General features: G+C 64.6%; 4 protein-coding genes. 1 reads left to right on the plus strand and 3 read right to left on the minus strand.

The features are described 5' to 3' along the window. The 3 genes from ACK59X_RS13535 to ACK59X_RS13545 form a co-directional block, all read right to left on the minus strand. On the minus strand, nucleotides 1-756 hold a 756-nt coding region (locus ACK59X_RS13535), incomplete at its 3' end, for an ABC transporter permease (RefSeq protein ID WP_409957843.1). Nucleotides 757-760: 4 nt separating this feature from the next. After that, complete coding sequence (locus ACK59X_RS13540; RefSeq protein WP_409957844.1) at nucleotides 761-1,795, minus strand: microcin C ABC transporter permease YejB; 1,035 nt, start codon at nucleotides 1,793-1,795, stop codon at nucleotides 761-763. A 47-nt stretch (nucleotides 1,796-1,842) separates the two neighbouring features. Continuing rightward, entirely contained in the window at nucleotides 1,843-3,657 is a 1,815-nt protein-coding gene (locus ACK59X_RS13545) for an extracellular solute-binding protein (RefSeq protein ID WP_409957845.1), read from the minus strand. Nucleotides 3,658-3,776: 119 nt separating this feature from the next. Here ACK59X_RS13545 and fabI point away from each other — a divergent pair, with 119 nt between their 5' ends. After that, complete coding sequence (gene fabI / locus ACK59X_RS13550) at nucleotides 3,777-4,568, plus strand: enoyl-ACP reductase FabI (RefSeq protein WP_409957846.1); 792 nt, start codon at nucleotides 3,777-3,779, stop codon at nucleotides 4,566-4,568. Nucleotides 4,569-5,231: the final 663 nt, after the last annotated feature.

Consider the following 5,231-nt stretch of genomic DNA (forward strand, 5'->3'; position numbering starts at 1 on the left):
CTCGGCGCGCACGTAGTCGGTCAGACCGAACCATCCGAACAGGCTGAGCACCAGGATCAGCAGGCAGATGCTGGGAGAGAGCACCGCCGAGAAAATGATGAGCAGGTAGAGCTCGGGCATGGAGCCCCAGATCTCGATGAAACGCTGGAAGGCCAGGTCCGTCTTGCCGCCGAAGAAGCCCTGGATCGCCCCGGTGATGATGCCCAGCACCGTGCCGATGAAGGTCAGCGCCAGGCCGAAGAGCACACTCACCCGAAACCCGTAGAGCAACTGGGCCAGCATGTCGCGGCCACGGTCATCGGTACCCAGCCAGTTGTCGCGTGTGGGGGCCGAGGGGTTGGGCTCCTTGGCGAAGTAGTTGAGGGTGGTGGGACCGTAGGTGTTGAGGGTGTAGAGGGCCCAGTTGCTCCCTGCGCTCAGCCGTTCCTGGATAAACGGGTCCAGGTAGTCCGTCGGGGTCTCGAAGTCGCCGCCGAAAGTCTTTTCGGGGTAGGTCTGGAGCATGGGGAAATAGGTCTGCCCCTCGTAGCGCACGATGAGGGGCCGGTCGTTGCTGACCAGCTCGGCGGCCAGGCTGATGACCACCAGCACGCAGAAGATCACGAGGCTCCAGAAGCCCAGGCGGTTGCGCTTGAAGCGCAGCCAGGCCCGGCGCGAGGGAGAACGGGACACGGGAGGGGCCAGGGAGGCTGCAGGCACCGCAACCGCACTGGCGGGTGCGGCGCTGCTGGAGGGACTTGCAGAGGGTGTGTTCATGCGGTCAGTCGAACTTCACGCGGGGATCAACCCACACATAGCACAGGTCGCTGATGAGCTTGGTGACCAGGCCGATCAGGGTGAAGAGGTAGAGCGTGCCCAGCACCACGGGGTAGTCGCGGCGAATCACGCTCTCGTAGCCGAGCAGGCCCAGGCCATCGAGCGAGAACAGCGTCTCGATGAGCAGCGAGCCGGCGAAGAAGGCACCGATGAAGGCGGCAGGGAAGCCCGTGATGATGGGGATCAGCGCATTGCGGAACACATGCTTCCACAGCACCTGCCGCTCCGACAGGCCCTTGGCACGTGCCGTCAGCACATACTGTTTGCGGATCTCTTCGAGGAAAGCATTCTTGGTGAGCATGGCCGTCACCGCAAAGCTGCCAGCCACCATGGCCGTTACCGGCAGCGTGATGTGCCACAGGTAGTCCACGATGCGCGCCCCCCAGCTGAGTTGCTCCCAATTGGACGACACCAGCCCGCGCAGCGGGAACCACTGCAATTGGCCGCCAAAGATCACCAGCAAGGCCACGCCAAGCACGAAGCCTGGAATCGCATAGCCCACCAGGATGAGCAGCGTGGTCACCAGGTCGAAGCGCGAGCCCGCGCGCACGGCCTTGGCCACGCCCAGCGGCACGGCCACCAGGTAGCTGATGAAGAAGGTCCACAGGCCGAGGCTGATGGAGACGGGAAGCTTCTCCTTGACCAGGTCCCACACGCTCTTGTTCTGGAAGAAACTCTTGCCCAGGTCGAAGCGCGCGAACTGGCCCAGCATGATGAAGAAGCGTTCGTGCGCGGGCTTGTCGAAACCGTAGAGCGCCTTGATCTGCTCCACGCGCTTGGGGTCCACGCCCTGGTCACCGCGGTAGGCCATGGCGCCGCCCTCGGCCCCACGCCCCTTGCCAGCGGCGGCGCGCGCCTCGGCCATGTACTGTTCGACCGGGCCGCCGGGTACGAACTGGATCACCGCAAAGGTCAAAAGCAATACCCCCAGAAGGGTAGGCAGCATCAGCAGCAGGCGTTTGGCGATGTAGGCAAGCATGGCGTGTGGCTGGGCTCCGGCGGTTCAAGGTTGGGCCGTGGTCATCATCATGGCTTCTTGATGCTCCACCAGGAGAACATCAGCCACTCCTCGGCCTTGGCATAGGGGGGCATGGGTTCCTTGTAGGCCAGGCGCTGCTGGTTGTAGACCACGCGATGGGACGACAGGGTCCACTGTGGAATCAAATAGTGGCTGTGCATGATCACCCGGTCCAGCGCGCGGCAGGCGGGCAGCAGCTCGGCCTTGGTGTCGGCGCGGGTCAGTTGGGTGACGATAGCATCCACGGCCGGGCTCTTCACGCCCGAATGGTTGCTGGCACCTTCCACGTCGGCGCGCTTGCTGCCGAAGTACTCCTGCATCTCCTGGCCCGGGTTGTAGGTGCCTTGGTAGTTCAGGGTGATCATGTCGAAGTCGAACTTGTCCATGCGCTGCTGGTACAGCGCGAAGTCCGCCGCCGTGAAGCGCAGGGTGATGCCCAGCTTTTCGAGGTTGCGAATCCACGGCGCCAGGCCGCGGGCGCCACCCTCGCGGCTGTCCAGGTACTCGATCACCATGGGGTCGCCCTTGCCATTGCGCAGGGCGCCGTCGCGGTAGGTCCAGCCCGCATCGGCCAGCAGCTGGCGTGCGCGGCGCAGGTTTTCGCGCAGCGAGTGGCCTTCGCCCTCGGTCACCGGCGGCTGGTACATGGGGCCGAAAACGGCGTCGGGCACCTTGCCGCGCCAGGGTTCCAGCAGCTTGAGTTCCTCGGGGCCGGGCGTGCCGGTGGCCTGGCAGTCGGTGTTGCCGAACAGGTCGGTCACGCGCGGGTAGCCGCCATAGAACATCTGCCGGTTCATCCACTCGTAGTCGATGGCCAGGCCCAGCGCCTCGCGCACGCGCGGGTCGCTCAACATGGGCCGGCGGGTGTTGAGCACATAGCTCTGGAAACCCGCAGGCAGGCGGTGTTTCATGTCCTTCTTGACCAGCACGCCCTGCTTGAACAGCTTGCCGTTGATGCGGCGCGCCCAGTCGCCCGCCGAGTAAACGGTCATGAAGTCGAACTCTCCCGCCTTCACGGCCTCCAGCCGGGCCGTGTTGTCCTTGTAGATCTTGACGGTGATGGCATCGAAGTTGAACGCGCCCTTGTTCACATTCAGGTCGCGGCCCCAGTAGTTCGGGTCTCGGGCGTAGGTGATGTCACGGCCAAAAGCCACCGGCCCGATGCGGTACGGCCCACTGCCGATGGGCGTATCGGTCACGATCTGGTCGAAGGGCTTGGCCTTGCCGTCCGGCTGGCGGCCCCATGCGCGGCTGAAGATGGGCAAGCTGCCCACGGTGAGCGGCAGCTCCCGGTTGGGCAGCTTGAAGCGAAAGCGCACGGTGCGCTTGTCGACCACGTCCACGCCGGCCACCTCCTGCAGCAAGGTGGCGTAACCCGGCGAGGCCTGCGGGCTGATCAGCATCTCGTAGGTGTGCTTGACATCGGCCGCCTCCACCGGGCTGCCATCGTGGAAACGCGCCTGTGCGCGCAGGCGGAAGGTGGCGCTGAGCCGGTCGGGCGGCACATCGACGTCCTCGGCCAGCAGGCCGTAGCCCGAGGCGGTTTCGTCCATGGAGCCGGTGAGCAGGCTCTCGAACAGCAGGTCGGACAGGTAGGCGGGTGGCGAGCCCTTCATGGTGAAGGGGTTGTACTTGTCGAATGTGGAGTAACGCAGATTGCTCACCATGCGCAACTCGCCCCCCTTTGGTGCATCGGGGTTCACATAGTCGAAATGGGCAAACCCGGCGGGGTACTTGAGGTCGCCCCAGAGCGCATACCCATGCGCGGCCCAGGCAGGTGCCGCGCAACAACCCATCAGCAAAAAAGTGAGCCAAGACCGCATGCGACAATTCTGCACTACGTTCGGCCGGGTCTGCAGTGGATGGCGCATATCCATACGCGGTGGTTACCCCGGCCCCACATCGCCATTTATTCCCCCAAAATTCCACAGGAGAACGAACCATGGGTTTTCTGACCGGCAAGAAACTGCTCATCACCGGCGTGCTGTCCAACCGCTCCATCGCCTACGGCATCGCCAAGGCCTGCCGCGCCCAGGGTGCAGAACTTGCCTTCAGCTATGTGGGCGAGCGCTTCAAGGACCGCATCACCGACTTCGCGGCCGAGTTCGACTCCAAGCTGGTGTTTGACTGCGACGTGGGCAGCGATGAGCAGATCGACCGCATGTTCGCAGACCTGGCGCAGGTGTGGCCCAAGTTCGACGGTTTCGTGCACAGCATCGGCTTTGCGCCGCGCGAAGCCATCGCCGGCGACTTCCTGGAAGGCCTGTCGCGCGAGTCGTTCCGCATCGCGCACGACATCAGCGCCTACAGCTTCCCGGCCATGGCCAAGTCGGCCCTGCCCTACCTCAACGAGAAGTCCTCGCTGATCACGCTGAGCTACCTGGGCGCGCTGCGCACCATACCCAACTACAACACCATGGGCCTGGCCAAGGCCAGCCTGGAAGCCAGCGTGCGCTACCTGGCCGAGGCCCTGGGCCCCAAGGGCATGCGCGTGAACGGCATCAGTGCCGGGCCGATCAAGACGCTGGCGGCGAGCGGTATCAAGGACTTTGGCAAGCTGCTGTCGATGGTGGCGGACTCTTCGCCCCTGCGCCGCAACGTGACCATCGAAGACGTGGGCAATGTGGCGGCGTTCCTGCTGTCGGAGCTGGCCCGCGGGATGACGGCTGAGATCACGTATGTGGATGGGGGTTTCAGCCAGACGGCTGGGGTTAGCCGGGATACGGTGGGCTGATTCTTTTTTTGAAGCTTCACAGCGTTGCGGCTGCGGTTGCTTCTGTTGTTTTTTTTAGGGCGGAGGCCGGGATGTGCGCCCGGCGGCAGCCCAATTTTGACGGCATGCTTTGATTGAAGGCGGAGGCCGGGTCTCGGCCCGGCGGCCGAGGTACCTTTCTTTGCGTCGCCAAAGAAAGGTACCCCAAAGAAAGGCGACCCCGCTGCCCGTGTCCCCCTCGCCCGGTGGGCGAGGGGGCAGCCTGCGATGCTCGAAGCTGGGGTGCGCCTCGCAACTCACTGCGTTCCCCCTACGGGCGAACTCCGTTCAGACATCTGCGGCGAGTCAGATGGACGAAGCGTGTGTGTCCTTCGGCACACACGCCACCCCAGCTTCTGCGCTTCTCGGCACGGTCAGAAGGGGGTGGGTGCGGGCCCCACACGGGCCATTGCTTCGCTCGGCCCCAACTGCCTCGCTGCGCTTGGCCTGGGCAGAGCGCTCGCGCCAGTTTCGTCGGCAGCGCGCAGCGCGTAGCCGACACCCGGCGCAGCTGCGAAAGCAGCAGCCGTTTGGTACCCGCTCCCCACCCCTGCTGGCTGCGCCGAGGAGCGCAGGTGCTGGGGTGGGCGTGTGTGCCGAAGGACACACACGCTTCGTTGTCTAGGGTGTGTTGACATTCAGGCC

The organism is Acidovorax sp., assembly GCF_046339755.1.
Lineage (GTDB): Bacteria > Pseudomonadota > Gammaproteobacteria > Burkholderiales > Burkholderiaceae_C > Acidovorax.

What these genes read in the sequence shown, in the direction of transcription:
- ACK59X_RS13540 (WP_409957844.1), bottom strand. Translation starts at nt 1,795, where the DNA reads ATGCTTGCCTACATCGCCAAACGCCTGCTGCTGATGCTGCCTACCCTT.
- ACK59X_RS13545 (WP_409957845.1), bottom strand. Translation starts at nt 3,657, where the DNA reads ATGCGGTCTTGGCTCACTTTTTTGCTGATGGGTTGTTGCGCGGCACCT.
- fabI (WP_409957846.1), top strand. Translation starts at nt 3,777, where the DNA reads ATGGGTTTTCTGACCGGCAAGAAACTGCTCATCACCGGCGTGCTGTCC.